General features: G+C 56.1%; 22 protein-coding genes and 1 tRNA gene. 8 read left to right on the top strand and 15 right to left on the bottom strand.

Annotation, left to right across the window (positions count from 1 at the left end; genetic code table 11):
* Positions 1 to 39: 39 nt before the first annotated feature.
* Both FBR45_RS00595 and lpdA read right to left on the bottom strand, forming a co-directional pair.
* Positions 40 to 3,159, bottom strand: a complete 3,120-nt coding sequence (locus FBR45_RS00595; RefSeq protein ID WP_138498360.1) for a PVC-type heme-binding CxxCH protein — start codon at positions 3,157 to 3,159, stop codon at positions 40 to 42.
* Positions 3,160 to 3,381: 222 nt separating this feature from the next.
* Complete coding sequence (gene lpdA, locus FBR45_RS00590; protein ID WP_138498358.1) at positions 3,382 to 4,782, bottom strand: dihydrolipoyl dehydrogenase; 1,401 nt, start codon at positions 4,780 to 4,782, stop codon at positions 3,382 to 3,384.
* A gap of 370 nt (positions 4,783 to 5,152) precedes the next feature.
* Here lpdA and prfB point away from each other — a divergent pair.
* A protein-coding gene (gene prfB / locus FBR45_RS00585; protein WP_129605437.1) for a peptide chain release factor 2 occupies positions 5,153 to 6,230 on the top strand; the annotation gives its coding sequence in 2 pieces (ribosomal slippage) (positions 5,153 to 5,212 and positions 5,214 to 6,230; 1,077 coding nt in all).
* Between the two features lie 88 nt (positions 6,231 to 6,318).
* Positions 6,319 to 7,017 carry an SGNH/GDSL hydrolase family protein gene (locus tag FBR45_RS00580; RefSeq protein ID WP_138498357.1) on the top strand — a complete coding sequence of 233 codons (699 nt, stop codon included), beginning with the start codon at positions 6,319 to 6,321 and terminating at the stop codon, positions 7,015 to 7,017.
* A gap of 16 nt (positions 7,018 to 7,033) precedes the next feature.
* On the opposite strand, the gene FBR45_RS00575 is transcribed toward FBR45_RS00580, so the two are convergent.
* The 11 genes from FBR45_RS00575 to lipB all read right to left on the bottom strand — a co-directional run bounded on the left by FBR45_RS00575 (position 7,034) and on the right by lipB (position 17,820).
* Positions 7,034 to 7,714: a DUF2306 domain-containing protein gene (locus FBR45_RS00575; protein ID WP_138498355.1), complete on the bottom strand. Its 681-nt coding sequence runs from the start codon at positions 7,712 to 7,714 to the stop codon at positions 7,034 to 7,036.
* 120 nt (positions 7,715 to 7,834) lie between these two features.
* The gene (locus FBR45_RS00570) at positions 7,835 to 9,142 is read right to left on the bottom strand and encodes a hypothetical protein (protein WP_138498353.1); all 1,308 of its coding nucleotides are present in this window, start codon (positions 9,140 to 9,142) and stop codon (positions 7,835 to 7,837) included.
* Positions 9,143 to 9,274: 132 nt separating this feature from the next.
* A complete protein-coding gene (locus FBR45_RS00565; RefSeq protein ID WP_138498351.1) occupies positions 9,275 to 10,165 on the bottom strand; it encodes a LytTR family DNA-binding domain-containing protein in 891 nt (296 codons plus the stop codon).
* A 6-nt stretch (positions 10,166 to 10,171) separates the two neighbouring features.
* Positions 10,172 to 10,795 carry a rhomboid family intramembrane serine protease gene (locus FBR45_RS00560; protein ID WP_138498349.1) on the bottom strand — a complete coding sequence of 208 codons (624 nt, stop codon included), beginning with the start codon at positions 10,793 to 10,795 and terminating at the stop codon, positions 10,172 to 10,174.
* Between the two features lie 9 nt (positions 10,796 to 10,804).
* Positions 10,805 to 11,776: a polyprenyl synthetase family protein gene (locus tag FBR45_RS00555; protein ID WP_138498347.1), complete on the bottom strand. Its 972-nt coding sequence runs from the start codon at positions 11,774 to 11,776 to the stop codon at positions 10,805 to 10,807.
* Positions 11,777 to 11,842: 66 nt separating this feature from the next.
* A complete protein-coding gene (locus FBR45_RS00550; protein ID WP_246082062.1) occupies positions 11,843 to 12,667 on the bottom strand; it encodes a hypothetical protein in 825 nt (274 codons plus the stop codon).
* A gap of 60 nt (positions 12,668 to 12,727) precedes the next feature.
* Complete coding sequence (locus FBR45_RS00545) at positions 12,728 to 13,162, bottom strand: nucleoside deaminase (RefSeq protein WP_138498345.1); 435 nt, start codon at positions 13,160 to 13,162, stop codon at positions 12,728 to 12,730.
* A gap of 68 nt (positions 13,163 to 13,230) precedes the next feature.
* Positions 13,231 to 15,678: a ribonuclease R gene (gene rnr / locus FBR45_RS00540; RefSeq protein ID WP_138498343.1), complete on the bottom strand. Its 2,448-nt coding sequence runs from the start codon at positions 15,676 to 15,678 to the stop codon at positions 13,231 to 13,233.
* A 118-nt stretch (positions 15,679 to 15,796) separates the two neighbouring features.
* Positions 15,797 to 16,534 (bottom strand): 3'-5' exonuclease, encoded by a 738-nt coding sequence (locus FBR45_RS00535; protein WP_138498341.1) that lies wholly within the window; start codon positions 16,532 to 16,534, stop codon positions 15,797 to 15,799.
* Positions 16,535 to 16,583: 49 nt separating this feature from the next.
* Positions 16,584 to 16,988 (bottom strand): hypothetical protein, encoded by a 405-nt coding sequence (locus FBR45_RS00530; protein ID WP_138498339.1) that lies wholly within the window; start codon positions 16,986 to 16,988, stop codon positions 16,584 to 16,586.
* Positions 16,989 to 17,031: 43 nt separating this feature from the next.
* Positions 17,032 to 17,820, bottom strand: a complete 789-nt coding sequence (gene lipB, locus FBR45_RS00525) for a lipoyl(octanoyl) transferase LipB (protein WP_138498337.1) — start codon at positions 17,818 to 17,820, stop codon at positions 17,032 to 17,034.
* A gap of 92 nt (positions 17,821 to 17,912) precedes the next feature.
* On the opposite strand from lipB, the gene FBR45_RS00520 reads away from it, so the two are divergent.
* Both FBR45_RS00520 and FBR45_RS00515 read left to right on the top strand, forming a co-directional pair.
* A complete protein-coding gene (locus FBR45_RS00520) occupies positions 17,913 to 18,266 on the top strand; it encodes a YraN family protein (protein ID WP_138498334.1) in 354 nt (117 codons plus the stop codon).
* A gap of 151 nt (positions 18,267 to 18,417) precedes the next feature.
* Complete coding sequence (locus FBR45_RS00515; RefSeq protein ID WP_138501820.1) at positions 18,418 to 19,878, top strand: TonB-dependent receptor; 1,461 nt, start codon at positions 18,418 to 18,420, stop codon at positions 19,876 to 19,878.
* A gap of 63 nt (positions 19,879 to 19,941) precedes the next feature.
* Here the strand turns inward: FBR45_RS00515 and FBR45_RS00510 are convergent, their stop codons facing one another.
* Complete coding sequence (locus tag FBR45_RS00510) at positions 19,942 to 20,514, bottom strand: DUF308 domain-containing protein (RefSeq protein ID WP_246082061.1); 573 nt, start codon at positions 20,512 to 20,514, stop codon at positions 19,942 to 19,944.
* Positions 20,515 to 20,847: 333 nt separating this feature from the next.
* Between FBR45_RS00510 and FBR45_RS00505 the strand changes: the two genes are divergently transcribed.
* Positions 20,848 to 22,263, top strand: a complete 1,416-nt coding sequence (locus FBR45_RS00505) for a hypothetical protein (RefSeq protein WP_138498332.1) — start codon at positions 20,848 to 20,850, stop codon at positions 22,261 to 22,263.
* A gap of 95 nt (positions 22,264 to 22,358) precedes the next feature.
* Here FBR45_RS00505 and FBR45_RS00500 read toward each other — a convergent pair.
* Positions 22,359 to 22,434 (bottom strand) — tRNA-Gly (locus tag FBR45_RS00500).
* Between the two features lie 151 nt (positions 22,435 to 22,585).
* Between FBR45_RS00500 and FBR45_RS00495 the strand changes: the two genes are divergently transcribed.
* From FBR45_RS00495 to FBR45_RS00485, 3 genes are all read left to right on the top strand, one after another.
* Entirely contained in the window at positions 22,586 to 24,628 is a 2,043-nt protein-coding gene (locus FBR45_RS00495; RefSeq protein ID WP_138498330.1) for an OPT family oligopeptide transporter, read from the top strand.
* 28 nt (positions 24,629 to 24,656) lie between these two features.
* On the top strand, positions 24,657 to 25,223 hold the full coding sequence (locus FBR45_RS00490) for a hypothetical protein (RefSeq protein WP_138498328.1): 567 nt from the start codon (positions 24,657 to 24,659) through the stop codon (positions 25,221 to 25,223).
* A 112-nt stretch (positions 25,224 to 25,335) separates the two neighbouring features.
* Positions 25,336 to 25,866: a DinB family protein gene (locus FBR45_RS00485; protein WP_077923696.1), complete on the top strand. Its 531-nt coding sequence runs from the start codon at positions 25,336 to 25,338 to the stop codon at positions 25,864 to 25,866.
* The last annotated feature ends 23 nt before the right edge of the window (positions 25,867 to 25,889 follow it).

The raw sequence follows: 25,889 nt of genomic DNA, 5'->3' as shown, positions 1-25,889 counted from the left end.
TGATGATTTAGTGGGATGCCCTGTCGTGTTGACAAAAGCTTATTGTTTTTTCTTTAAACTGGCCAGATACTCGACCAGGTCAACCAGTTCCTGGGTGCTCATGGCCTCCTGCAAACCCGATGGCATCATCGACGAGTCCATCTTCTTCATCGACACCACGTCCGACATTTTGTAGTTCTGCACTACGCCACCCGGAAACTTCATCTGCAGGTCGGTTTCGGTTTTACTCGACACGATGCCCGACAGGGTGCTGCCGTCTTTAAACTTCACCTCCCAGCCTTCATAACCGAAGCTTACCCCGGCGTCGGGGTGCAAAATGGCCAGATACTGCCCTTCTTTGGGCAGTTTAGAGCCGATTTCCGACAGTTTGGGACCGAAGTCCATACCCTCGCCGTTGATCTGGTGGCAGGTCGAGCAGTTGGCCTTGAACACCGTGGCGCCGGTAACGGCGTTTCCGTTCATGGCCAGCAGTTCTGTCATGGCAGGCAGTTTACGACTTCCCGTACCAGCTCCCCCGTCTATGTATTTGGCCGCTTCGTTCCGGATGCTCTTCCGCCAGGCGCCCGATACCCCCTGAACGGCAGCTGCTTTATAGTCGCCTTTGATGTCGCCGGATTTCAGCAACGCAATGACGATATCTTCGCCGTCGTTACTGCCCCCCAGCGACCGGGTAGCTTCCCGGCGCAGGGCTGCTGTCCGTTTCTCGTCGAGCGCTACCGCCTTCAGTATATCGATCGATTCTTTGCTGCCTACCCGGCGCAGGGCCGTTAGCATGCTCAGAGCCGCTTCTGCATCGTTGCCGTTAATGACCTCCCAGGCCATGGTGCCGCCCCCCTGTTTGAGCAGCTGGCGAGCCGCATCACGCCCCAGACCATCCAGCGGTTTGGCTACGGCCAGTTGCCGCAGCCGGGCATTTTCGGCCGTAGGTTCGTAACGCGCAACCAGTTCCATATACTCCTGGGTGCCGTATACATCATCCATCAGCTTATTCAAAGCGCTGGTAGCTACGGGTGATGTTTTCACGAAAGCGGGGTCAAGGTGACGGAGGGCTAGTTTGGTAACGTCGGTAGCCGATGCGCTGTTGCCGTTGCTGCTGGCCTGCAGAATGCTGAGCAACGCATTCGATTTATCCGTTGCACCGGGGTTAAAATCAAAGGCCCGGAAGTAGCGGAGCCGCTGGTTCAGATCAACGCTGTTATCACCAGCCAGTTTGGCCAGGAGCGGAACAGCAGCTTTGGTACGTGCCCGCCAGACGATATCCCGGCCACCGGCGTTGGCCAGCGGATCGTTGTTCATCAGCCCGAGCCAGGCGTTGTAGTAGCTATCCCAGTTGCCATCGGCACCAATGCCCAGCGCTTCGAGGTACCAGCGGTCTTTCCCGTCGTGTTTGGCGGCCAGCTGGGCCCACAGCGCGGGGGCTTCGGGCGATGTATGCCGACGCAGGGCAATGGCACACTCGCGACGCACCTGCGGATCGGCATCGGCAACGAGTTGCTTTACCGCGGCCAGCGTGGCCTGGCTACCCATCTGACGAGCCGCCCGCAGGGCCGTCATACGTAGGTTTGGGTCCGTTTCTTTCAGAGCCGCCGTAACGTAGCGGGCTCCTTTATTGTCGGGCAGTTTGCTCAGCAGCCACAGAGAGCGGGCTTTCTGACGCGGGTCGGTGGTGGCTTTATAGAACCGGGCCAGCGACTTCTCGGCTTTTGTACCCAACGCATGAAGCGCCTGCCAGCCCGCATGCCGAACGTTCATATTCGGGTTTTGCAGAGCCTCGATTGCACCCTCTATAGTTGTCACATCGACCTTCGGCACCGTATAGGCCGAGTTGGGGGGCGCTACCCGATAGACCCGCCCTTTGTTGAGATCGCCCGCCTGGTGACCGCCCACACCGGGGTCGTACCAGTCGGCAATGATCAGCGAGCCGTCGGGCGCTACGCAGACATCGGCCGGGCGGAACCACTGGTCACGCACTCCTTCCAGCACGTTGACAATACTGGCCTTATAGCCAGCGCCGTCGTTCTCTACCGGATACGACCGAACCACATTCGGACCGGCATCACAGTGAATGATCTGGTTTTGAAAGACCTGGGGCAGCAGCTTGCCTTCGTACACAATGATACCGGTGGGCGAACCGGCGCCGGTCTGGAGCAGGTTCGGTACGGAGCCGGGGTCGTTCAGGTGCCAGTGTCGCTGCGGAATGGTGGCTTCGAGGTTGGTCCGGTTGGCCTGCCAGCCTGCGCCGGTCATCTCATCCGAATAGCCATAGTTGCCGTATTCCATAACGTAGTTGATCCGAACGCCCTTGTTGCCGTCGTCGTCGTTGTCCGACTGCCAGAGCGCCCCGTACGAGTCGACCGCCACTTCGTAGTTGTTGCGGAAGTTCTGGCCCAGCAGTTCTACGTTTTTCCCGTCGGGATCGCAGCGGAAGACCATACCCTGTTTGAAATTCTGACGGTTAATGGCTTTGCCCGTGGCTATGTCAATAACGGGTTTGCCGTCTTTATCCATCAGCTGCCGACCTTCGTTGCCGAAGTTAAAATACCACTTGCCGTCCGGCCCGACAATGAACGTATGCATGCCGTGGTCGTGCTGTTCGCCACCGATCCCGGTAAAGAGCAGCTCTTTACGGTCGGCTTTATCATCGCCGTTATCGTCGGTCAGGATCCATACGTTCGGGCTGTCCGATACGATGACGCGGTTGCCCTGCACCCAGATACCCAGGGGCGACTCGATGCTGGGGTCTTGATAAAAAACCTTGCTGACGTCGGCCTTACCGTCTTTATTAGTGTCTTCGAGAATCACGATCCGGTCGCCTTCTTTGTGGGTCGGGTTTCCGGTAATGGCAGGCCGGTAGTTATACGCTTCGCAGACCCATACGCGCCCCCGTGCATCGACATCGATGTTGGTCGGATTGGTCAGCATGGGTTCGGCTGCAAACAGCGTTGCCTCCAGACCCGACGCGACGTTGAGGCTGCCGACGGCGTATTTCGGATCGCGCTTATCATCGTCGGTCAGCCGGGCAAAGAGGCTGGTGAGATACGTTTCTGAAGCACCGTTCAGACTCCGGTTCTGGTAGGCGCTGACCAGAGCCCCGGCTACCAGCAGCCCGGCCGCCGAGAGAGCTACTGTCCGCGGAAAAGAAACAGTTTGTTTACGCATGGAAGGTATCGTCAGTAGATTACAGGTTTACATCTTGCACTTTACCGCCTAAATATAAGGATTTTCCGGGCGCGACGGCGTTCACAACCAGATCACAGTGTCCGGTGTAGTAATAAGCAGATAGGCCAAAAAAAATACCGCCAGCTCAACACACATAGTGCATCGAACTGGCGGTAAAGACCGGTATTCAGAAACGCGCTTCGGGAGGGCGTTTACGGATTTTTACAAGTGAATAGCCTCACCGTAAGCGGCCTCGGTGGCGTCCTTGATGGCTTCCGACATGGTCGGGTGCGGGTGAACGGCCTTCAGGATTTCTTCACCGGTGGTTTCCAGCTTGCGGGCGGCTACGACCTCGGCAATCATTTCGGTCACGTTGGCCCCGATGAAGTGAGCGCCCAGAAACTCGCCGTATTTGGCATCAAAAATTACCTTCACGAACCCTTCAGGCGCACCGGCCGCTTTGGCCTTGCCCGAAGCCGTAAACGGAAACTTACCGACTTTCAGCTCGTATCCGGCGTCGCGGGCGGCTTTCTCGGTATAACCTACCGACGCAATTTCGGGCGTGCAGTACGTACAGCCCGGGATGTTGTTGTAGTTCAGCGGCTCAACATGCGGCAGACCGGCAATCTTCTCTACGCAGATGATGGCTTCGGCCGAGGCTACGTGGGCTAGGGCCTGGCCCTTGGTGCAGTCGCCGATGGCGTAGTAACCCTCGGTGCTGGTACGGTAGTAATCGTCGGTGACGATCTTGCCCCGGTCAGTAGCGATGCCGGTTTCTTCGAGACCAATGTTCTCGATGTTAGCGACCACCCCCGCAGCCGACAGAACGATATCGGCTTCGAAGGTTTTCTCGCCATCCGGCGTTTTAGCCGTTACTACGCAGCCTTTCCCACTCGTATCGACTTTCGTCACCTCCGAGTTGGTGAAGAGCTGAACGCCCATTTTTTTGTAGTTCTTGGCCAGTTCTTTCGAGATATCCTCGTCTTCGACCGGTACGATATTGGGCATGAACTCGATGATGGTCACCTTGGTGCCCATGCTGGCATATACATACGCAAACTCGACCCCGATAGCCCCCGAGCCGATGATGACCATCGAATCGGGCCGCTTCTCGAGCGTCATAGCTTTGCGGTATTCAATCACTTTCTCGCCATCGATCGGGGCGGCCGGCAGCTGACGGGCGCGGCCACCGGTGGCAATGATGATGTGTTTGGCTTCGTATTCGGTGGCTTTACCGTCGGCCCCGGTCACCTCTACTTTTTTGCCGGGCTTTACTTTCCCGTTCCCGCTGATGACGTCGATCTTGTTCTTCTTCATCAGGAACTGAACCCCCTTGCTCATGCTGTCGGCAACGCCCCGGCTCCGTTTGATAACGGCGCCAAAATCAGCTTCCGATTCGCCCTGTACGGTAATGCCGTAGTCTTTGGCGTGCTTGATGTATTCAAAAACCTGCGCCGATTTGAGTAGCGCCTTGGTGGGGATACAGCCCCAGTTGAGACAAATACCGCCGAGGCTCTCGCGCTCGATAACGGCCGTTTTCATACCTAACTGCGAAGCGCGGATGGCGGCAACATATCCGCCCGGCCCGCTACCTACCACGATTACATCGTACTGTGAAGCCATTTCTATGAATGAAAAATGTAGAATGTATACTAAAAAAAGTACCCTGCTCCGGCGTACCGTCTGCAACAATCTCTTGATTTGAGAACGCAAAGGTAGGGCGAAAAGTTGGTTCGTGCCGGTCCCAACCAGTGGGTCTCTGGTAAATCCGCCGGTTTAGGTGGCTCATAGCGACCGGGCAGCCCAGCCGCTGGAAAATAACGCCGTGTCCGGCCGCTGCGCCCTGGTTTCCGGCAATGATCCGCTTTCGGCAGAAACAAGGCCCCCCGCTCCTTTTGTTCTATCTTTGTATCCATGAGCCGAAGAACGTTCGCTGAAATACCGGTTCAATTTTCGCTCATTCATTTGTTCGCTCATTAATTACGACAAGTTCATGACAACTGACCAGTTGACCGACTTGAGGGCCAGAGTAGAGGCTCTGAGGAGGTATCTTTGACTACGACGCTAAGAAAGAACAGCTAGCCGAACTCGAGCAGCAGACGTTCCAGCCCGAGTTCTGGACCGACGCGGCCCGGGCCGAAGGCGTAATGAAACAGGTACGCGCCCTGAAAGGCTGGACCGGCGGTTACGAGAAACTGAACAGCCAGTTCGGCGATCTCGAAACGCTCTTCGAGTTCTACGAAGCCGGCGACGTTACCGAAGAAGAAGTAGACGCCGAGGGCCAGAAAGTATCGGCTATTCTCGATGACCTCGAGCTTAAAAAAATGCTCGGCAATGAAGAAGATCAGCTCAGCGCGGTTCTCGAAATCAACGCGGGCGCGGGCGGCACCGAAAGCCAGGACTGGGCCGATATGCTCTACCGGATGTACATGCGCTGGGCTGAAAAACACGGCTACGCCCTCAAACAGGTCGATTATCAGGAAGGCGATACGGCCGGCATCAAGTCTGCCACGATCGAAGTCGACGGGCCGCTGGCTTACGGATTTCTGAAGTCCGAGAATGGAGTTCACCGGCTGGTGCGCATCTCGCCCTTCGACTCCAACGCCCGGCGCCACACCTCGTTTGCGTCGGTTTTTGCGTACCCGCTGGTTGATGACACCATCCAGATTGAGGTGAACCCGGCCGACATCGACTGGGATACCTTCCGATCGGGCGGAGCGGGTGGCCAGAACGTTAACAAGGTCGAAACGGCCGTGCGGCTGCGGCACCGCCCGTCCGGGCTGATCATCGAATGTCAGCAGGAACGGAGCCAGTTGCAGAACAAGGAAGTAGCCATGCGCCTGCTGAAGTCGAAGCTGTACGAGATTGAAGTACAGAAACGAAACGCAGCCCGCGCCGAAGTAGAGGCCGGAAAGCAGAAAATCGAGTGGGGCTCGCAGATTCGGTCGTACGTCCTGGACGATCGACGTGTGAAAGACCACCGCACCGGCTATCAGACGTCGAACACCGACGCGGTACTCGACGGCGACATCGACCCGTTTATCAAAGCATTCCTGCTCGAACAGGAGTAAGGTATAGCAGGGCGTTTGCGGGGTTACTGGCAATCCGGTCTCTAACCTGGCTCGTAGGTAATCCCGTAAACAGCCCGCTACATACCCGATGAAGTTACTGCTCATTATTACCTCGCTTTTGCTGGCCTGCACCCGGCAACAACCCGAACCGGCTATGCCTACCAGCCCCGCCCCTTCTCAGGCTTCGCTTACTTACCTGGCTCTCGGCGACTCGTACACTATTGGCGAAAGCGTGTCGGAGTACGAACGCTGGCCCGTACAGCTGGCCGACCGCCTGCGCGACGGCAAGATAGCCGTGGCCGCGCCCGATATTATTGCCCGAACGGGCTGGACAACGGCCGAGCTTCAGGAGGCTATTCAGCAAAGCGGTAATCAGAAAACATACGATCTGGTATCGTTGCTGATCGGCGTCAATAACCAGTACCGTGGCCAAAGCCAGGATCGCTACCGGACCGAGTTTCGGGCGTTGCTACAGACCGCAATCCGGTTTGCGGGCAAGCGGGCCGACCGGGTGTTCGTACTCTCTATTCCGGACTGGGGTGTTTCACCGTTTGCCGCCGGCCGCGACAAAGCCAGCATTGCCCGGGATATCGACGCCTTCAACGCCATCGCGCAGGATGAATGCCGCCAGGCCAATGTGGTGTACATCGACATCACTCCCCTGACCCGCCAGGCCGCCGACAACCGCACCGCCTTTGCATACGACGGGCTGCATTACTCGGGCCAGCAGATGAAGTTGTGGACTGACAAAGCCCTGCCCGTTGCCAAAGCCCTGCTGGCCCGGTAGCTGGCCGCCGACCTCATCAGACCAGTTTGAACTTGATCAGATAGTGCCGCACGGTCCGACTGATGATGATACTGCCAACTACAGACGGGGCAATCCAGAAAAGCGTACCTATCCACTCAGGTGAGTCCGCCGGGGCAATCCGCCCAATATTGGTAACGACGGCTGCCGTAAATGTGGCAATATAGGCCCCTCCCATCCGGGTAAAATGCTGAAAGTACCACTGCATCTTCCGGGCAGGCTGCCGCATGGCCTGCAGGTCGCGCCCGGCGAAAACAAAGGTCAGTACCCCGAAGAAAGAGAACACGATCGGGAAAAACGACGCTCCGTTCAGTATGAGCAGGTACAGCCCAAAGCCAATCATGCCGATGCTGACGAGCATAGTCGCGTAGGTCAGCCCCCGGTCGAACGCGCTGATTTGTCCGTCTTTCTGTTTGGTAGCCCGCCAGCCGGTCATGCTCAGATAGAAACTGAACACGGCAATGCCGGTCAGGAACAGCCGCATCATTTTGAACGGCTGCAGCACGCAGAGCAGCAGGGCCGTTATGGCTACGGTGATCATGCAATAGACAAACACAAGTCCGGCGCGGTTATGCAGGCGACTTCCCTTGCGGGCAAACATCGGAATCAGCCCGACCAGCAGGGCCGTAATGCCCGTTACAATATGAGTAATCAGAAATAATGTCAGCAACGTTTTCATGTGATTCAGGCGTTTTTTGGGATGCGAGTGACGAAACAAACGTAGGCGGATCCGGCGCGACTGACAAGGCGAAAGGGCCAAACAGCAACGGTTGGGACGTTTGACAAAGAGAATCGCCCATCAGGGGCGGGCCCGATGTTGGCGGTATACGGCCTTGCGGCCGAAGTAATGAACGTACTGGATGAAGTTGAACTCGATATTGTCGAACAGAACCCGCTCTCCGCTGGCGTTCAGGTGCAGGTTGGGCACCCAGCGCAGGTTAGTCCGGAGCAGGTTCACTTCGGTACTCGTTACCCGGATGTCCCAGCCGAAGATCAGTCCAATGGCCGGTTTGGTTTCCTGAAAGCGCTGCCCGGTATCGTTCATCGACAGGCGTTCGAGCGAGAGCGTTGGTCCTACGTAAGGCGCAAACCCCAGGTAGTTGAAGAGATATTTGTACGCTTCGAGCGCAACGGAGTGACGACGGAATCGAACGTTGGCGTCGAATCCGTCAGCGCGGGCGCCCATAGTCCGGTACGACACGCCTACATTCAGATCGGCCTTATGGAAATAACGACCAGCCGCCAGATCGGGCATAATTCCGCCCAGGGTTTCGCCCTTCAGGTACGGCCGGTACCGCTCCATGTACGACGAGCGGCTCAGCGGGCGCGGTAAAGCCGCCGACGGACCAAACCCGGCATACCAGGCGCTGAGCCGCCGGTTCCGTTTCAGCAGTTCATGCTTGATGTTGAGTTGATCGACGGCTTTGGCTTCGGTCAGGTTTCTGTCGGAGTCGATGTAGCGTACCAGGCCAATGTTGACCGAAACCGGGTTGAACGAGGTAGTACCGAAGGCCGTAGGCGAGATGGCGTAGGGCAACTGGCGGGTGGTCTGATAATGCACTCCGGCCGTAACCAGGTATTTCGACGTGGTATAGGTCAGACCGGCCTGAACGGGAACAATCATCCGCTGCACTTCCGGAAAGTTATGCACGTAGTCGGTACCAGCCGTCTGATGACCGTACGACAGGAGCCGGAAACTCACGCCCGCATAGGGACTCAGCCGACCCGGCCGTAGCCGAAACGGATAAATCCGAGCCCCCGTCTCAACGCCCTGCCGATACCGCATGGTCGAAAAAACCGACGGACGGGCCGTTACCCGAACTGGCAGCGGAAAGGAGACGTAAAAGTCGGCATGGCCCCAGAAGTGAACGCCCCCAATGGTCAGTCGCGGAATGGCGGTCGCCCCAAAGTCGGTGGTTCGGTGGTCACCTTCGGGTGTCTGGTAATCGGCCCGGCCGCCACCCAGCGTCAGCACATCGGCACCAAAGGTTGTCCAGGCAAACGAAGTGCTTTTCTTTAGATAGGTGGTAGTATAAACCGTATCGATCGGCTGGGCTGTCAGTCTGTAAGCGAGCAGAAAAAAAACGAGAACCGTAACGAATCGCATGGCTTGTGCAGAAATTGATATGACACAAACCTATAGCTTACCTGTGGTTACGGGTAGCAGTAAGGGACGAATAACAGCGTTTGGGGCGTTTGACAAATACCGGGCAGCTCTGGGACGAACAGCCGGGACGTTTTACAACGATTTCAGTTCGGCCACGAGCGTATCGTTATACTGGCGCGACACCGGAACCACCAGCTGCCCCTCGGCCAGGTGTAGCTTGTAACCCTGCGCATTGCCCGTAACCCGCTCTACCCGGTCGAGGTTGACTACGTACGACCGGTGGCATCGAACAATATGGGGAACGTCGATCTGGGCAACCAGCCGGCTCAGGCTACTCCGCAGCAGCAGTTTGGCGGGTTTGCTCCGTTCGTTATCCTTCCAGTAGACCACGGTGCAGTAGTTATCGCTCGATTCGATAAACAGCAGATCGGCGGGGCTGAGGCTGAGCGTGTCTTTATCGTTGTCGGCGACGAGCGTTAGTGAATGGCTGACGGGCGCCGGCGGACGGAGCAAGCTGTCCGGCTGAACGGGCGGATGAACCGGCAACTGGGCAGCCAACTCGCGGTATTTCTTCAGCTGCCGAACGTAGTTGAGCAGCACCACCCCCGTTGTCGGAAAAAGGCCGACCAGAAACGTAATCAGGATCATGCTTACCCAGTTGACCGAATACGACAAGCCCTCCAGGCGTAGCAACCATTCCATATACAACCGGTTGGCCAGTGCAATCAAAAGAATATTGCCCGTTATCAGCAGAATTTCGCGGCCAACCGTCCAGCGCTCGTCCGAAAACTGACGCGGAAACAGCCGATTCCAGACCGTAAAGTTCAGCGCCGTAACCACGAAAGTGACCAGGCCGAAGCCCAGTAGCTTGAGCGACTTGTGGTCGGTATCCCAGAGATTGATACCAAACGGCTCAAACGTCAGCAGGAACAGGCCTACAAACAACCCAATGAAAGCCGCCTTCCGAACCTGCCGACCGGCCGATTCGCTGGATGGATACGGTTGACGGAGGAGGTTGAGCATATTGTCTTAGAAAAGCCGCCACCCGGCAATCTGCTCGATAAACTGAGGCAGTACGGCCGGGTAAACCACGATCATGAACAGAATTCCGAACAAAGCCCCGTAAAAGTGAGCGTCGTGGTTAATGGTCCCGTAGCCGCGTCGGGCTTCGTAGTAGGAATAGGCCAGGTAGAGCCCGCCAAAGATGAAGCCGGGAATGCCGATGGGAATAAAAAACATGGAGATCGGCATCAGCGGTCGGAACAGGATAGCCGCAAACAGCACCGCCGACACCCCACCCGACGCACCCAGCGCGTTATAGCCCGGATCGTTCCGATGCTTCAGAAAGCTCGGAATATCGGACACCAGGATCCCGATCAGATAGAACCCAACCAGATACAGCGTCCCGCTACCCGGAAAAAGGGCGTCGAACACCTGTTCGATAAACCCACCGAAGAAGTACAGGCTGATCATATTGAACAGCAGATGGCTCCAGTCGGCATGCAGAAACCCCGACGTAATGAGCCGATAATACTGCCCCCGGCTGGCTACGCGGTAAGGATTCATGATCCAGCGATCCATTAGGGCCGGATTGTTCCAGGCAGCCAGACTGATGCCAACGGTAACCAGAATAATAAGAAGGGTGGTGCTCATGGCGGTTTGTTAACTTTCGCGTTCGACCAACTGCCGCGCAAACTGACTTAATAACGATTTACGGGCAGGGTCGGCGTTGATCTGCTCGAAATTGGTGAAACCGCGCTCAAAATAAGCGTTGATCCGGGCCTCGGTGATCTCCCGGATACCCAGTCTGTCATAGATTGCCGTGACGGCCCGTACCTTCTCGGCCTTGTCGAAACTGGTTCGGGTCAGCCAGTCGGTGAGTTCATCGCGAACGGCGCCCTGCGCCTGTTCCAGGGCTTCGATGAGCAGAAACGTTTTCTTATTGGCAATGATGTCGCCCCCGACCTGCTTGCCAAACTTGGCCGGATCACCGTATACATCGAGCAGATCGTCTTTGAGCTGAAACCCGATACCGATGTTGACGCCCCCTTCGTAGAGATGCTGATTCGATTCGGCGTCGGCCCCGGCAATGAGGCCGCCCAGCTCCAGTGCGTAGCCCAGCAGCACCGAGGTTTTGAGCCGGATCATGTCGATGTATTCGGCTTCGGTCACATCCCAGCGGGTTTCGAAATTCATATCCATCTGCTGGCCTTCACATACCTCAGCGGCCGTGCGGCTGAACCGACTCAGCACCGCCTTTATTTTGTCGGCATCTACGTTCAGTAGCAGTTCGTAGGCGTTGACGAGCATCACATCGCCCGACAGAATGGCGATATTATGGTTCCATTTTTCATGCACCGTTGGCTGGCCCCGACGAATGGGAGCCTGGTCCATAATGTCGTCGTGCATCAGGGTGAAATTATGGAACACTTCTACCCCTAACGCTGGCCGAACGGCCTTCTGCCAGTCGTCAGTGAACAGATAAGCGCCCATCAGCGTGAGCAAAGGCCGCATCCGTTTGCCCCCCAGGCTCATGATGTAGCGGATAGGGTCGTAAAGTTCGGGCGGGTACTGACCGTATTGAGTGTGTTGAAGTTCTTGTTGGATCGCGTCAATGAAAGCAGCGGGACTCATGCAAATGGGTTTTGGGCCAAAAATAAGGCAAAAGCCCCCAAAAGCCTAACCGCTGAGTGAGCGGGGTTACCGCCCAAACTTTTGCCGGTAGTTTTGGTAGAGTGGGGTCGAAAGTACGTATACAAAGCGCCCCGAAAACACCCAGTATCCATCGTTTCTGGTGCTGTTCCCGCGCTGCTCGCCGGGCCGATTCAGCGGCCATCCAATCTCGGCCCGCCGGTCTGCCAGCACCGCAGCCAGTGGCGTCAGGGTACTCTGATCCACGTAGACCGTGCTGACATCGTCCAGATAGTCGCTCAGCACATGCGTATAGGTACCCTCGAGCTGAACCCGGATTCGATGGCTGGTGTACACCGGCATACCCATCCCGTAGCGAATGATCGGCGGAAACAGATTGTAGCTGACCCCTTCGGTCCGCAGCTCGGCCAGGCCGTACGATTTTCCTTCGAAAGTCGTACGGGGCCGCATGTAGGTAAGCCCCGCGCCTAACAGCGCATAGGGCGCATTACCCAGCGTAGGATGGTTGACAGGCCAGAGATCCAGCTGAACACCCGCCCAGATGTCGGGGTTGAGGCTAAAAAAAGACAGGTTATTATAAAAATTACGCGTGTCTTTCTGGCTTCCGTAAATGTAGTAGATCTGCCCTTCGGCCCGGAGCGATAGCCGGTACGACAGTCGGTAGGTAATGGCTCCGTTGATGGCAGCGCCCAGCCGCAGGCGGGTCAGGCTACCCGATTCGTTCAGGTCACCGGCATAGCGGGTAGCGCCCAGCCCCGCACTGATCTGCCAGGTGCCGGGCTTATCTTGCCAGTAACGGGACCGCTGAGCCCGGCAGTTCAGCGAAAGAGCCAGCTCCAGAAATAGCACCAGGCCACAAAACAGTCGGAACATACGCGCGCGGTACGGAAGTAAAAATCCTTCGTAAGACGCACGATGCCGGTGAAGTAACCGCTACAGCTCGCCGATGTCTTCGTTCCAGAGCGTGGGCTTGTCGGCAATGAACTGCTCCATCATCTGCACACATTCGGGCAAGTCAAGGTCAACGACTTCAACGCCATGCTCCTCCATGAAGGCGCGCGCTCCGGCAAACGTCCGTGATTCGCCCACAATCACTTTGGGAATCTTGAACTGCACAATCGTTCCGGCACACATGTAGCACGGCATCAGGGTCGAGTAAATAACTGTATCGCGAAACGACCCGACCCGGCCGGCGTTGTTGAGGCAGTCCATTTCGCCGTGCAGAATGGGGTTATCTTCCTGCACCCGTTTGTTATGACCCGAAGCGACCAGTACGCCATTTTTGATCAGCGCCGACCCAATCGGGATACCGCCTTCGTTCAAACTTTTGCGGGCCTGGTTGATGGCCTCCTGCATGAATTCATCCATCTTGCTTGCGCTTTACATGAAAAGCCCGGTCAGCCTGCGCCAACCGGGATAAAAAGTATCCGTCTGCCTTACCGCCGTCCGCGGCCGCCCCGCCGGTTTTGGCCTTTAGCCGCGGGCGCGTCGCTGCGCCCCGAACTACTGCGCCGGGCCGAAGAAGCCGACGACCGGCCGGCCGAGTCCCGTTTGCCGTCGGAGCGCCGACCCGATGTTTTACCACCGGTGGCCCGGCTGGCGTTGTCGCCGACGAGCACGAAATCCATACTCCGGCGGGCCAGGTTGGTTTCTTTGACCCGGACCTCTACCGCATCGCCGAAGGTGTATATTTTCTTGTTCCGCTGGCCAATGATCCGGTAGTTCTCTTTGTCGAAATCATAGAAATCGTCGCTCAGGTCCTGCATCCGTACAAGGCCTTCGCAGTTGTTCTCGGTGATCTCGACGAAGATCCCGAACTCGGTAACGCCCGAAATTACCCCCGCAAACGTCCGGTCCGGCTCCATCCGGCTCATGAACTCGACCTGCTTGTATTTGATACTGGCCCGTTCGGCATCTGACGCCATTTTTTCGCGGGCCGACGCGTGTTTACACTGGTCTTCGAGCGTGTCGCGCTCAACCGGTTTGCCTTTGTCGAGATAATGTTGCAGCAGCCGGTGGGCCATCATGTCGGGGTAGCGCCGGATCGGCGACGTGAAATGCGAATACCGCCGGAAAGCCAGGCCAAAGTGCCCCAGATCTTCGGTACTATAGCGCGCTTTCGACATGGTCCGCACCGCCAGCTGCGATAGCATACTGGCTTCGGGTTTGCCTTCGATACTGGCCATGAACTGATTCATGGAGTTCGAGAGATGCTCTTCGTCTACTTTCAGTTTAAAGCCCAGCCGACCAGCAAAATCAGCAAACTGCCGGAGTTTGTCTTCGTCGGGGCCTTCGTGTACGCGGTAGACCATCGTATTCTCATCGCCTTTTTTGTTCAGAGAGTGGACAAACTCGGCTACCCGTTTGTTGGCCAGCAGCATGAACTCTTCGATGAGTTTATTCGTGTCTTGCCGCAGTTTCGGATATACCGACAGCGGTACGCCGTTCTCATCCAGTTTGAAGCGAACCTCTACCGTTTCGAAGTTGATGGCCCCCCGTCTGAAACGTTCAGCCCGCAGCTTGTAGGCCAGTTCGTTGAGCAGTTGCAGCTCGGCCAGGTAATCGCCGTTGCTGTTGTTCAGGATGTCCTGCGCTTCTTCATAGCTGAACCGCCGATTCGAGTGGATAATAGTACGCCCAAACCACTCTTTTACGATGTGGGCATCGGGCGTAAGCTCGAATACCGCCGAAAACGTCAGCTTATCTTCGTTGGGCCGGAGCGAACACAGGCCGTTAGACAGCTTTTCGGGCAGCATCGGCACCACCCGGTCCACGAGGTAGACCGACGTAGCGCGTTTGAACGCTTCTTCTTCCAGTTTCGAGCCGGGCCGCACGTAGTGGGTCACGTCGGCAATATGTACGCCGATTTCGTAATGCCCATTATCCAGCACCTGTACCGACAGCGCATCGTCAAAATCCTTGGCATCGACCGGGTCGATGGTGAAGGTAGTCACCTCGCGCATGTCGCGTCGTTTGGCCAGGTCTTTCTTCAGGATTTTGGTCGGAATGGCTTCCGCTTCCTGCTCTACATCGGCTGGAAAGTGGATTGGCAGTCCGAACTCCGCCAGAATGGCGTGCATTTCGGTATTGTTCTGCCCGGCCACGCCCAGCACCGTTACGACTTCGCCCTCGAACCGCTGTTTGCTACTGCCCGGATCGGGAAATTTGGTGAGCCGGACAATGACTTTTTCGCCATCACTGGCCCCACCCAGTTTCTCTTTCGGGATAAAAATATCGTCGTATATCTTCTTGCTGTCGGGAACGACAAAGCCGTAGGTGGGCCATACGTCAATACGACCAACCAGCTCGGTACGGCCGCGCTCGACTACGCTGACCACTTTACCTTCGATCCGCCGACGCGAGCGCCCGCCCGATCCGTTGCGCGAATCGGCAAAGCGAACCACCCGAACCCGGTCACCATCGACGGCGCCGTTCAGGTCATCGGTCGACACCCAGATATCATCGTCGCGATCGCCCCGGCCGCCCGTTGGCGACTCGGCAATGACGAACGCAAAGCGGGAGTTGACGTGATCGACTACACCTTCTACGACGTTGGCGTCGGCATCGGCCCGGTAGGAATTGTCGGGCTGGCGAACAATGGCTCCCTCGTCGGTCAGTTCGCCGATGAGGCCATGCAGAATGAGTTTCATCCGCCGGTCGCCGATGTCGAAATGCTCGAGCACCTGCTCCTGCGTAAACGACTGTTCGTCGTTAATCTGGAAAAACGCCATCAGGTCGTTTTTCATCTCGTCCAGAAAGCTATCGGCCTGTTGAATAGGCCGGGCTTTACTTTGTTCCGAACCTCGCTCGCGAGCACGTGGTTTCGTGCTGTCACCGCGGTCGGGCCGGGTGTATTTATTTTGTTTTGGTTTTCCGTTTCTCATGTAATATGCTCTGCCTGAAGGGCGAGCTTAACTTGTTAAACACAGAGCGAACACATTGGTTTTAAGCCGATACAGAAACGGCCGGTCGCCCTGCGTTCATCTCTTCTGGTGGCTGATTTCAGTCACTATTTACAATATGCTCGTCGGCCACGAGCGGGGCACCCACCATGCGCAGATACACCTGTACGAGCATGACCACCGAATCCCGGGCATACTGTTCGATCCGGGGCCAGTCGTGTTCGCGGTAATAGACTTCGCTGGTGCGGTCACCCATCCATTCGAGCGGTCGACCGGGTACGTCCAGCACAGCCGCCAGCAGGTCGAGCGGTACGAAATGTCGTTTATCGCCAAACTGCCACTGCTCCAGGGTATCGCGGTGCGGTATTTCCCAGGGCTTCTTGCCGGCAATCTGCAAAGCCGGTGGCAGCGGCAACCCGTTTACCATCAGTCGCCGACATAGGTAAGGGAAGTCAAACTCCTTGCCATTGTGCGCGCAGAGTACCAGTTCGCCGGGTGGGTATCGGTTTACAATGGTCAGAAACTCGCTCAGAATGGTTCGCTCATCGTCGTTGCTGAGCAGTTTGACTTTTAGGTTGGGCTGATCGGCATCGTTGAAAAAAAGACCGCCGACACCAATGCAGATAATCTTGCCAAACTCGGCGTAAAAAGCCGCCCGCCGGTCGTACCAGCCTGCCGCCGACAGTTCATCTTCGGCTCGGAAATGGCGGCTTTTTTCTTCCCACTGCCGTTGCAGACGCGGATCGACCGACAGCAGCGACGGCTCGCCCGCCACAGTTTTCAGATCGATGAATAAAACGTTTTTAAGTCGGCGTTTCCAGGAGACGGCTTGCGGCATCGGGGTTCAGGGTTGTTTGGTCAGTATGCCCACCGCAGCAGGCTGGCCATCATTCGTGCAGGATTCCCTCCAGCCCCAGGGCCGGCACCGTAACGAGGTTATCCTCAACGATGCTATCGGGAACAAAGATGAATTTCTTGTCGAATATTTGATTATCAATATAGTAACTCACCCAATATTCATTGTTCAGATGAAACACATCGGGCATGATGGTTTCAACGACTTCGTGCGCGCCGGGCTGTACTTCCACAAAGAAGTGCCGCAGCGTAGAGGTTTTCTGCTCTTCATCATCTTTGAGCCCGTATCCTTTCGAGGTTACGAAAACCGTCCGGATCGGTACGTCGTTCTGGTTGATTAAAAAAACCTGCCAGTCATACCCGCCAACCGTATTCTCTTTGCGGGCAATCACAATCTGTACGCCCTCAACGGGCAAAAAATTAATATCTTTTTTCATTACCTGATTTCCTGAGCCCAGCCAGCCGGTGCGGGTATGTGCCTCACAACGTGCCAGAAACAGCGGTTGCCGTTTCGTTCGGCTGCGTTTTTTCCTGTTGAATCAACTCCATCTCAAATAAATCGGCCAGGTGCTGTTTCACCCGACCGGCCACTTCGCTGAGCGGTACGGTATGCCCCAGTTCGGCGGCCAGCGAGGTTACAGCCTTATCGCTGATACCACAGGGGACAATATGGCCAAAATACGACAAATCTGTATTGACGTTCAACGCAAATCCGTGCATCGTTACCCAGCGGCTGGCTTTTACGCCCATAGCGCAGATTTTTCGCGGCCTGGGGCCCCCGTCATAATCGAGCCAAACGCCGGTCAGCCGGTCAGCGCCCACCCCTTCTACCCGGCCCGCCCGCAGTCCGTAATCGGCCAGCGTTCGGATAATGCCTTCTTCCAGCAACCGCATATAGCGGTGAATGTCCGTAAAAAAGTTGGCTAAATCCAGAATAGGGTAACCAACCAGTTGGCCGGGGCCGTGGTAGGTGATATCGCCACCGCGCCGGATTTTAAAAAATGTAGCACCGTAGTCAGCCGCCAGCCGCTCTTCATCGACCAGCAGATTATCAATACTTCCGCTCGTTCCCAACGTATAGACATGGGGATGTTCGCAAAACAAGAGGTAGTTGGGCGTGGGCACCTGCTCCGTATCCGGGCATTCGCGGTTCTGCACTTTCTGCGCCACAATCTGCGCAAACAGGCGCTCCTGTTCGTCCCAGGCAGCCTGATAATCAATCAGTCCCAGATTTTCTACGACAACTTGCTTATTGATGCGTGTATTCATTCCTTTACGCGGAAGTCTGCTTCCACCTCCTCAAATAACACCAGAATCGGCCTCTTTCGTTCGATTTCCTGTCCGTAACTAACCCCTACCCCATGGCACAGCACAATGAAACCGGTAAACAGGGCGAAGCCGAAGCCGCCCGCTATCTCCTGGACAACGGCTATCAGATTGTAGCCACCAACTACCGGCACCAGCATGCCGAGATCGATCTGATTGCCCGCAAAGACAAGCTGATGGTATTCGTGGAGGTCAAGACCCGTACCAATGTCAGCTACGGCAACCCGGAGGAGTTTGTCAACTACACCAAAGCCCGGCTCGTTATGAAAACGGCCGAGCACTACATCTTCGCCCAAAACTGGCCCTACGACGTCCGTTTCGACATTATAGCCGTCACCATCGCCATGAATGAGGTCCGAATCAAACACCTAGAAGATGCGTTCTGCTGATGGGGAAACAGGCCGTACGGGTTACCAGTAACCCGTACGGCCTGAGTGGTACGCGGCAAAACAACAATTCCATAACAAGCGTTGAGACCTCAGGGGCCACATCGGTTTTGTAGTTTTGCATCGTATCTTTATCAACATAAGCACCACCATCATGTACGAGAAGAATATAGGCACGAAGCAGAAAGCATTACGCGTCAACCTCGATCGGAAGATATACGGCTCGTTTGCCGAAATCGGTGCCGGCCAGGAAACAGCGGCCATGTTTTTCAAAGCGGGCGGCTCGTCGGGTACCATTGCCAAGACAATGTCGGCCTATGATATGACCTTCAGCGACTCGATCTACGGCGTTGAAGAAAGCGGCCGCTACGTGGTTGAATCGCGGCTGGTGAAAATGCTCAATAAAGAATACAGCCTGCTGGAAAAACGCCTGGCCGAAAAACGCGGCCCCGATACGACCTTCTTTGCCTTTGCCAATACCGTAGCGGCTCTCAACTTCCAGAAAACCAACGACGCCCACGGCTGGATTGGCTGCCGGTTTCAGCTAACGCCCCAGTCGGGCTACAATGATGTGATCATTCACGTCCGGATGCTCGACAACGAGAACGTACTGCAGCAGCAGGCGCTGGGCGTCATTGGGGTGAACCTGATTTACGGCTGCTATTACTACGCCAAATCGCCCGAAACGCTGGTGCTCTCGCTCATGGACGATCTCGCGCCGGAGCGCATCCAGATCGACATGATCCGGTTTAGCGGCCCCGATTTTGCCGAGGTCGACAACCGGCTGATGAGCCTGCACCTGGTCAAAAACGGCTTTACCGACGCGGCCCTCTTCGGACCCGACGGGCAGGTACTGCAGCCTTCCGAGGCTCTCTACAAGAAACACATCCTGGTCATGCGCGGACGGCTGCGGCCCCTGACCAACGTTCAGCTCGACATGATCGAGAATGGGCTGAAGCAGTTCAAGGCCGAACCCGATGTCGACGAAAGCAAGGTCGTATCGATGGCCGAGCTAACCCTGCATAACCTGAAAGCCAGCGACCAGGGTATCGACGAGAAAGACTTCCTCGACCGGGTCGATATTCTGTGCTCGATGGGGCAGGCCGTGATGATCTCCAATTACCTGGAGTATTACCGACTGGTGGCGTATCTGGCGCGGCTTACGCGGCTCAAGATCGGGCTTACGGTCGGTATCCCGAACCTCGAATACATCTTTGAAGAAGGCCATTATGAGTTTTTGCCGGGCGGTATTCTGGAAGGGTTCGCCACCCTGTTCAGCCGGAAGGTGAAGCTGTTCGTTTACCCGACCCTGCGAAACGACGCGGTTTATACCTGCAACGATTTTCAGCTGCCCCCGACGCTGGAGCCGCTGTACCAGTACCTGGTTCGGAACGACAAGATCGAAGACATCCGTGACTACAACGAAGCGAATCTGCACATCTCGACCGACAGCGTACTCGAAATGATTCAGCGGGGTGAAGACGGCTGGGAGTCCATGGTACCCGACCGGGTAGCCCAGCGCATCAAAGACAACTGCCTGTTTGGGTACCCCTGCGAGGTCGAATACGTACCCATTGGCCAGCAGGTACGCCAGCAGCAGAGCCTGGTTGACTAAACGAAACAAGCGAGGGGGGCAGAAATTATTTTCTGCCCCCCTCGCTTGTTTCAGCGCGTTCGGTTAGTGATAGCGTTGCGCTACCTGCGCCCGCATCTGCTGCGTCAGCACGATAATGAGCGCGCCCAGCACAATGGGAAAAACGCCGATAAACCCGAGCGAATTATCGAAGCCGGCGGGCCGCAGCAGTAAGGTAAAGGCCAGGGCCCCGGCGGTCAATACGTTGAGGAAGTGGACAAGGCTGGTTCCGCTGACGGTACCGGCTCCGCGCGCGGCCAGGAACGAGTACATAGCCTGAACCGCCTGCAGAAACGCATACATCATAGCCCAGAAACCCAGCACATCAACAAATCCTTTGATGGTACCCTCTGAAAAAACGAAGATGGCTACCCCGAAGGCAACGTCGGTAACGCCGTGCAGAATGCCCCAGAGGTTGTTTTTCTCATCGCGCTGGTTCGAAAACGAGAAAATCAGCTGGCAAACACCAGCCAGTACGGCCAGCACGCCCAGTATATGACCCGACTGGGCCGAGTACGAACTGGCGAAGAAAAACATGGTTGCCCCGATGAGGACATATAAAACGCCCCGGCCAATCATCAGCCACCAGCGTTGTGTGTGATTCGTGTTCCGTTCCATAGCGTTGAGCGAACAGGGGTTGATAACCTGTTTCTTCCGACTTAACCTATTGAAAAAGGGGATTGTTCACGAAACCAACGAAAACAAAAAGCCCCGTTCGGTTACGAACAGGTCCTTTCAAAACCAGAGCAGAAAATGGGTCTCGAACCCACCTTAGCCCTGTAGAGGTACAAATGAAAAGGAGATCTGTTGTTACGGATCAGGGATAGTTCACTGGGTGTCTTTAGGAGAAAATAGGGGAATTATACTGTGGATCAATACGGGCAATACCCCGGCGGTTTCGGCTTATGAAAGAGCGTTGTTTGTCAGTACGAACCATTCTTTTGTAATCCCATGAAAACGATCTATTGTCTTTTCCTACTATGCCTGATTAGTACGTCCTGCCTGGCACAGGGCACCCCAGAGGCCGCCGGCTTTGCGGCTGTTAATAGCGCAACGCAGAGCGATGATGCCGTTCTGGATTATGACCTTTGTGCGTCAGAGAACGAATCCTCATTGCGGTTAAGATATACAACAGGCAAACTGAAAGCAGAAAGGAGGTGGCAGTTTTTCAGGGCCACCGACAATGTGCGCATGCGCATATTGAACACAAATCCAGCCAATTACTCCGTTACCCTGACTACCATCGGCTTACAAAACGACTACGTAGTCAACGCATCGCCTTTATCAGAACTGGCCACAACACCAGTCGGCGAGACGCCAGACGCTGGCATCAAGGAAGCAGCTGGCCTAAACCTAGACAGTTTTTCCCAAATGATGGGAGCGGGCGGTCAGGCTGATAGCACCGTCACTGTAAACAGAGCCAACATTGAAGAAGCTGTGCGAAAATCGCAATCCTTGCTTACTACCTACCTGGTCTTTCTGCGAGAGACTCGCCGGAAGCTTCTGGCAGAACCATGTCTGTCGTCAGCCGGGATTGATGAGATCTTAGACCAGAATGTTCCTAATTCAACCCTGAGCCGAACTGAATTAATCTCATTACAGCAACAGCTACTGGCTAAACTGGATGCTGAAGATCAGCTTCGAGTTGATAGTGAAACTCAGCTAACAGAAATTCAGGCCGAATTGGATCAATGGTTTTCATTACGGGCAGGTTCGATAGTGCGTGGCCCCACCATGCCCGCCCGCGACAAAGATTACATCCGATTTGAGGTCAAAAAACAGTTTATAGGCGGGTCTGAAGTTAGCTTACCGGTTATTGACATTCCGGTATACGGCAACTTTCGGATGAATGTATCAACGGGGCTGATCGTTAGCCGTTTAGTCGATCATACTTATCTGGCGATCGATAGTAATGTACTAAATCCTGCGGTTGCGGATGAGCCCACGTCTTCAACCACGGCAGCAACGGCTCGTAAAGTGCCGGTGCTTGAGAAACCGGCTCTTGCCACCATTGGCGTTGGGGCGTTGTTGCATTGTTATCATACCCGACCCTGGTTTAGAGGAGCGCTGGCCCCGGCACTCTCAGTCGGTGCTTCGCTCAACGCTACTGGTCGTTATACGCTTATGCTTGGTGGTAGCCTGATTGTAGGCAATAGTCAGCGCATGGTGCTCACCACAGGCTACGCCGTTGGACCGGTGACCCGACTTCAGAAACCTTACGAAGCAGCACAAGAGCCGTACAGCGACAAAACCAACGCATACGACTTTTCGGGGGCGCAGTTCCCCACTACCACGCAGACGTTGGGAGGGTGGTTTTTCGGCCTGACCTGGAACATGTCGTCCAGGCGAAATCCCATTGCGAATTAGCCAGAATACAGTTAGCTACGTTTCGATGGACCTAAGTCGGCGAAAAAAATCAGGCACTTACGATTCCTTCGCAAGTGCCTGACGATAAACAATACTGGAGCGGGAAATGGGTCTCGAACCCACGGCCTGCAGCTTGGGAAGCTGCCGCTCTACCAACTGAGCTACTCCCGCGTGGAGCTTGTGTGAACAAAGTTGGTCATTTCGTTAGAAAATGTCAAGGGGTTTGCTTTACATTGCTCAACGGTCAGAAACCGGCACGGGTCGGCTGCGCGTCAATTACGCGTGGCTAATCAGCGCTGAAGGCCGGATAAATCCTTCATCTATGCTTACTGAACCTACGCATAAACCCTTCATTCCTGCTTCCGAATCGCCCGCCGAGTTTACCCTGAAAGCCATCATTACCGGCTCCGTATTTGGGGTGCTGTTCGGAGCCGCTACCGTTTACCTGTCGCTGAAAGCTGGGTTATCGGTCTCGGCCTCTATTCCGATTGCGGTGCTGGCTATCTCGCTGGGCCGGCGGTTTCTGAACACGACCATTCTCGAAAACAACATCATTCAAACGACGGGGTCGGCCGGCGAAAGTATTGCCTCCGGCGTAGTTTTCACGATGCCGGGCTTTCTGTTCCTGACCGATGGCATCGGCACCGGCTTCTTTAACTACTGGACTATCCTGACCCTGTCGATTCTGGGCGGGCTGGTGGGGGTCTTGATGATGATACCCCTGCGCCGGTCGCTCATCGTACAGGAACACGGCACCCTCCCCTACCCCGAAGGAACAGCCTGCGCGTCGGTCCTGATGGCGGGCGAACGCGGGGGCGACTTTGCCAAAACCGCTTACCAGGGGCTGGGCGTGGCGCTGCTCTACGCGTTTCTGCAAAAAGTGCTGCACGTTATTGCCGAAGTACCGGTCTGGGCCACCCGACAAACGAACCGCTATTTTCCGTCGGCGCAGGTAGCCGGTGAGATTACGCCGGAGTACCTGGGGGTTGGGTATATCATTGGCTTCCGAATCTCGGCGGTGCTGGTCGGGGGTGGTATTCTGGCCTGGCTTGGTCTGATTCCGCTGCTGGCGTCGGTTGTGCCGGGCGATACCATTGCGTTGCAGCTCCAGAAACTGGGTTACCTCGCCGACCTGCAAACGGCGGGTGGGCCGGGCGGGTGGAATCCGCAGACCCATGCGTTCTCTGACACAGCAGCCGCCATATACCGGGCTTACATCCGCCAGATCGGTGCCGGTGCTGTTACGGCCGGTGGGTTTATGACCCTGCTGAAAACCATACCGACCATCGTATCGTCGTTCCGCCAGAGCTTTAGCGGGGTGGGTAGCGGCAGCACGACGTCGAATCCAACCACTACCCTGGCCCGTACGGAGCAGGACCTGAGCGTTCGGGTGGTGATTATTGGCAGCGCAGTACTGATCGCGCTGATGGTCATTCTGCCACAGATTCCGGGCGACTCGGTGCTGACGAAGTTGCTCATTGCCGTCCTGGTTATTGTCTTTGGCTTTTTCTTCGTTACCGTAGCCAGTCGGATTGTGGGTCTGATCGGGTCGTCGTCGTCGCCGGTGTCGGGCATGACCATTGCCACCATCATGGGCACCGCCCTGGTCTTTATCGGCTTCGGCCTGACGGGAAATCTGTACGAACCGGCGGTGCTGGTTGTGGGTAGTATGATCTGCGTGGCGGCCGCCAATGCCGGTGCTACTTCGCAGGATCTGAAGACCGGCTACCTCGTCGGCGCGACTCCCCGCTACCAGCAGCTGGCCCTGTTTATTGGTGTCATTGTTTCGTCGCTGGTGGTTGGCGCTACCGTGAAGATTCTCGACACACCCACGCCCGACCTGGTTGCGCAGGGCATCACCCACGCCATTGGCTCCGACAAGTTTCCGGCTCCGCAGGGTACCCTCATGGCCACACTCATTAAAGGATTGTTGTCGTTCAACCTCGACTGGCAGTTTGTGCTGGTGGGCGCCTTTACCGCTTTTGTGTTCGAGCTGGTGGGCGTAAGCGCCCTGGCGTTTGCCGTGGGTTTGTACCTGCCCCTATCGACAACCCTGCCCATTTTTGCGGGTGGTCTGGTCAAGGCCATTGTCGACTGGAACGCCAGACGCAGCGGCACCGTTGATGAAGACCCCGATCTGGGCAAGGGGAATCTGTTTGCTACGGGTCTGGTAGCGGGGGGCGCGCTGGCGGGGGTGGCGGTGGCACTGCTGTCGGTCAACGATACCATTTTCAACAGCCTGGCGGGCCTGACGCTTGAACCGGCGCTGGCAGGTGTGCTGGGTGAGGGAGGATACCTGCTGCTGGGGGCGCTGGCGTTTGCCGGGCTGGCCGCGCTGTTAGGACGTGTTGCCACAAAGCGTTAGCTTTCCGGCAACATACCCTACCTTACTCATGGCCAATAACTTATCTCATTTTTTCTACCGCATCGCGTCCTGGAAAACGCTCTTGCTGGCGGTTGTTCTGTACGTACCTTTTCCGGTCTATGTGTTCAAAAGCCTGGAAGAACGCATGAACACACTGGCCGGTCGGCCCATTGGCCCGATTGATCTGCTTACCGGCTACGATCCCGACCGCATTCGGCAGATGGTAGCGGCATACGGCCCCGAAGGCCGGGCTGTCTACGCCCAGGGCGAGCTTACCGCCGACCTGGCGTATCCGTTTATCTACACGTTTCTGTTTTGCATCATTCTGTCGATGTTGTTCCGGCGCCGGCCCTACGCGTCGTTCCGGCTTGTAAACGTGCTGCCGCTGGGTATTATGGGGTTCGACCTGCTCGAAAACGCCTGCATCGTGTACCTGCTCCAGACTTACCCGCCCTCGTCGGCCACGGTTGCCTCGCTCTGTTCGGTCTTCACTAACCTGAAATGGGGCGTATCGGTGGTGGTGCTCGGACTGATCCTGTACGGACTGGTACGTCAACTGACTGGTAGACAGGCCCGCCTGGCCGATCGGGCGTAGATGTGATACGACAGACGAGTGCCCAGAGCGTTCCTATCGACGCTGACTAAATAGTATAGCTGTTTATGGATCGCATGTTGTACATTGGCAGTGTATTCGATTAATGAACCCCATGAAACACATCCTCCAGCCCTTACTACTTGTACTGGTGCTGACTGTTCTCAGCAGCCACCGACCGGCTACCAGCGTCAGCCAGCTGGTTACCGAATGGCAACGCGCCCGGGAGTATACCAAAGAATATCTCGACGCGATGCCCGAAGATGGGATTGCCTACAAGCCAACCCCCGAGATCCGCAGCTTCGGGGAGCAGATGCTTCATCTGGCCAGTGGCAACTACCTCTTCGGCTCTACCGCTACCGGCAAGCCCAATCCGATGGCGGGCAAATCCATGGAAAAAATGGAGGAGCTGAAAACCAAAGCGGCTCTGACCAAAGCCGTGCTGGATAGCTATGATTTCGTCATTGACGGCTTAAAGGGCATGAGCGACGCCCAACTGGCCGAATCCATCAAATTTGGGAAGAACGAACTGTCGCGGGAGCTGGCTTTTGCCAAAGGTTTCGAGCACCAGACCCATCACCGGGGGCAGGCTACGATCTATATCAGGATGAAAGGCATCAAGCCGCCCAATGAGAAACTGTTTTAGCCACGATCAATAGCGGGAGTCGG

Source organism: Spirosoma lacussanchae (assembly GCF_005870035.1).
Taxonomy (GTDB): domain Bacteria; phylum Bacteroidota; class Bacteroidia; order Cytophagales; family Spirosomataceae; genus Spirosoma; species Spirosoma lacussanchae.
Note: the sequence above shows the minus strand (reverse complement) of the source record. Positions and strands in the feature narration are given on the sequence as shown.

Bases quoted from the DNA above. Each gene is read 5' to 3' on its own strand.
- FBR45_RS00595 (WP_138498360.1), bottom strand. From the start codon at position 3,159: ATGCGTAAACAAACTGTTTCTTTTCCGCGGACAGTAGCTCTCTCGGCG.
- lpdA (WP_138498358.1), bottom strand. From the start codon at position 4,782: ATGGCTTCACAGTACGATGTAATCGTGGTAGGTAGCGGGCCGGGCGGA.
- FBR45_RS00580 (WP_138498357.1), top strand. From the start codon at position 6,319: ATGAAGTTACTGCTCATTATTACCTCGCTTTTGCTGGCCTGCACCCGG.
- FBR45_RS00575 (WP_138498355.1), bottom strand. From the start codon at position 7,714: ATGAAAACGTTGCTGACATTATTTCTGATTACTCATATTGTAACGGGC.
- FBR45_RS00570 (WP_138498353.1), bottom strand. From the start codon at position 9,142: ATGCGATTCGTTACGGTTCTCGTTTTTTTTCTGCTCGCTTACAGACTG.
- FBR45_RS00565 (WP_138498351.1), bottom strand. From the start codon at position 10,165: ATGCTCAACCTCCTCCGTCAACCGTATCCATCCAGCGAATCGGCCGGT.
- FBR45_RS00560 (WP_138498349.1), bottom strand. From the start codon at position 10,795: ATGAGCACCACCCTTCTTATTATTCTGGTTACCGTTGGCATCAGTCTG.
- FBR45_RS00555 (WP_138498347.1), bottom strand. From the start codon at position 11,776: ATGAGTCCCGCTGCTTTCATTGACGCGATCCAACAAGAACTTCAACAC.
- FBR45_RS00550 (WP_246082062.1), bottom strand. From the start codon at position 12,667: ATGTTCCGACTGTTTTGTGGCCTGGTGCTATTTCTGGAGCTGGCTCTT.
- FBR45_RS00545 (WP_138498345.1), bottom strand. From the start codon at position 13,162: ATGGATGAATTCATGCAGGAGGCCATCAACCAGGCCCGCAAAAGTTTG.
- rnr (WP_138498343.1), bottom strand. From the start codon at position 15,678: ATGAGAAACGGAAAACCAAAACAAAATAAATACACCCGGCCCGACCGC.
- FBR45_RS00535 (WP_138498341.1), bottom strand. From the start codon at position 16,534: ATGCCGCAAGCCGTCTCCTGGAAACGCCGACTTAAAAACGTTTTATTC.
- FBR45_RS00530 (WP_138498339.1), bottom strand. From the start codon at position 16,988: ATGAAAAAAGATATTAATTTTTTGCCCGTTGAGGGCGTACAGATTGTG.
- lipB (WP_138498337.1), bottom strand. From the start codon at position 17,820: ATGAATACACGCATCAATAAGCAAGTTGTCGTAGAAAATCTGGGACTG.
- FBR45_RS00520 (WP_138498334.1), top strand. From the start codon at position 17,913: ATGGCACAGCACAATGAAACCGGTAAACAGGGCGAAGCCGAAGCCGCC.
- FBR45_RS00515 (WP_138501820.1), top strand. From the start codon at position 18,418: ATGTACGAGAAGAATATAGGCACGAAGCAGAAAGCATTACGCGTCAAC.
- FBR45_RS00510 (WP_246082061.1), bottom strand. From the start codon at position 20,514: ATGGAACGGAACACGAATCACACACAACGCTGGTGGCTGATGATTGGC.
- FBR45_RS00505 (WP_138498332.1), top strand. From the start codon at position 20,848: ATGAAAACGATCTATTGTCTTTTCCTACTATGCCTGATTAGTACGTCC.
- FBR45_RS00495 (WP_138498330.1), top strand. From the start codon at position 22,586: ATGCTTACTGAACCTACGCATAAACCCTTCATTCCTGCTTCCGAATCG.
- FBR45_RS00490 (WP_138498328.1), top strand. From the start codon at position 24,657: ATGGCCAATAACTTATCTCATTTTTTCTACCGCATCGCGTCCTGGAAA.
- FBR45_RS00485 (WP_077923696.1), top strand. From the start codon at position 25,336: ATGAAACACATCCTCCAGCCCTTACTACTTGTACTGGTGCTGACTGTT.